This window comes from Acetobacter tropicalis (assembly GCF_001580915.1).
Taxonomy (GTDB): Bacteria; Pseudomonadota; Alphaproteobacteria; order Acetobacterales; family Acetobacteraceae; genus Acetobacter; species Acetobacter tropicalis.
In genome coordinates, this window is sequence record NZ_LHZQ01000079.1 from 1 (window position 1) to 1,913 (window position 1,913).

Below are 1,913 nucleotides of genomic sequence, written 5' to 3' on the forward strand. Positions count from 1 at the left end.
CTGCTGCTGCAGACTGGATCAAGTGCTAACAGACCCTAACCCCACTATCCGACGCAAGCTGATCGAGGTGTCGCTCCCGCTGGATGAGATCGGTGCAGCTTCCAAAAAGCAGAAGGCTCCGAAAGGCTACCCAACATCACTTCATAAATATTGGGCACAGCGTCCTCTCGCTGCCTGCCGCGCCGTGCTGTTCGCGCAACTGGTGGACGATCCTTCCGCTTGGCGCGACCGCTTTCCGACAGAGGAGGCGCAGGAAAGCGAACGCAACCGGCTCCATGACGTCATCCGGGCGATGGTTCCATGGGAAGCAAGTAGCAACGAGACGATCCTGAATGCCGCACGCTGGGAAATCGCACGGTCTGTCGCATGGAACATCGGGGAAGAGCCACCACCTCGTGAAGACGGTGAGGCCATCCTTCGCTACCTTCAGGAAAAGGCACCGCCCGTCTATGACCCATTCTCCGGCGGCGGTTCCATCCCGCTGGAAGCGCAACGCCTCGGCCTGCGTGCCTATGGCTCGGATCTCAACCCTGTCGCTGTTCTGATCGGCAAGGCGCTGGTCGAGATACCACCCAAATTCGCGCGGCAGGCCCCCGTCAATCCTGATGCGAGAGCAGAGGCTGCTCGTGGTGGGGCGTGGCAGGGCCGTGGGGCACAGGGATTGGCCGAAGATGTGCGCTATTACGGCAAATGGATGCGTGACGAGGCGGAAAAGCGCATTGGCGAACTCTACCCGAAAGCGACGCTGCCTGATGGATCGGAAGCAACTGTTATCGCCTGGCTCTGGGCACGGACGGTCCGCAGTCCTGACCCGGCAGCGAAAGGCGCTATGGTTCCGCTGGTCTCTTCCTTCATGCTGTCCACCAAAGAAGGAAAGAAGGCATGGGCAGAGATTGTCCATGACGCAAACGCGCCGGATGGCTGGCGTTTCGAGGTCAGGAATGGGGACCTGTCGGCGGAAGAAGAAGCTCGGCTCAAGAAGGGAACGATTGGGCGTAGCGGCGGCGGAGTATGCGCTTTAACGGGGAGCGCTATGCCGTTTTCCTATATTCGCCAAGAAGGTAAAGGCATTGGACTGGGTAATCGTCTAATGGCCATAGTGGCTGAAGGCAAAAAAGGACGCATTTATCTCTCCCCGACAGTGGAACAGGTGGTCATCGCAGATCAAGCCCGACCGCAATGGGTGCCTGACGGAGAATTACCCAATAATCCAAGAGATTTTAAGACACCTAATTACGGCTTGAAGACTTTCGCATCGCTCTTTACGCCGCGCCAGCTTGTCGCGCTGACCACCTTCTCCGATCTCGTCGCCGAAGCACGCGAGAAAGTGCTGCAGGACGCCGTTGCCGCCGGTCGTTCAACTGATTCAACCCCGCTACATGAAGCCGGCACCGGAGCGACTGCCTATGCGGATGCTGTGGCGACTTATCTAGGATTTATGGTCGATCGTGCTTCTGATTACGGGAGTGAAATCTCCACGTGGTTAACAGACGATAACGCAATACGCGGCACGTTCGGTCGACAAGCCATCCCGATGACATGGGATTTTTGTGAGGCGAACTATTTTGGAAAGTCCAGCGCGGATTTGAATACGATATCAAAGGTTATTTCTGAGGTTGTTTCTGGCTTACCGGCAAATTCGGATTCTTTTGTTTTTCAGAGAGATATTTCATCAAAAGAAGGGTATAAAAAATCCTACATAATAAATACGGACCCTCCTTATTACGATAACATCGGATATGCAGATCTTTCAGATTTTTTCTATGTGTGGATGAAGAAGTCTCTTCAAGATGTCTGGCCGGAACTCTTTCGTCGCCTTTCGACGCCGAAAGGCAGTGAGTTGATAGCTACGCCCTACCGTCACAACGGTAGCAGAGACTGTGTAGAATTTTGTGCGGTGGCATTTTTTCAGG

The 1,913-nt window shown here is 54.8% G+C and carries 1 protein-coding gene; it reads left to right on the forward strand.

The features are described 5' to 3' along the window. Positions 1-22 precede the first annotated feature (22 nt). The coding region (locus AD944_RS00545) for a DUF1156 domain-containing protein (protein WP_156477220.1) at positions 23-1,913 on the forward strand (1,891 nt) is incomplete at its 3' end.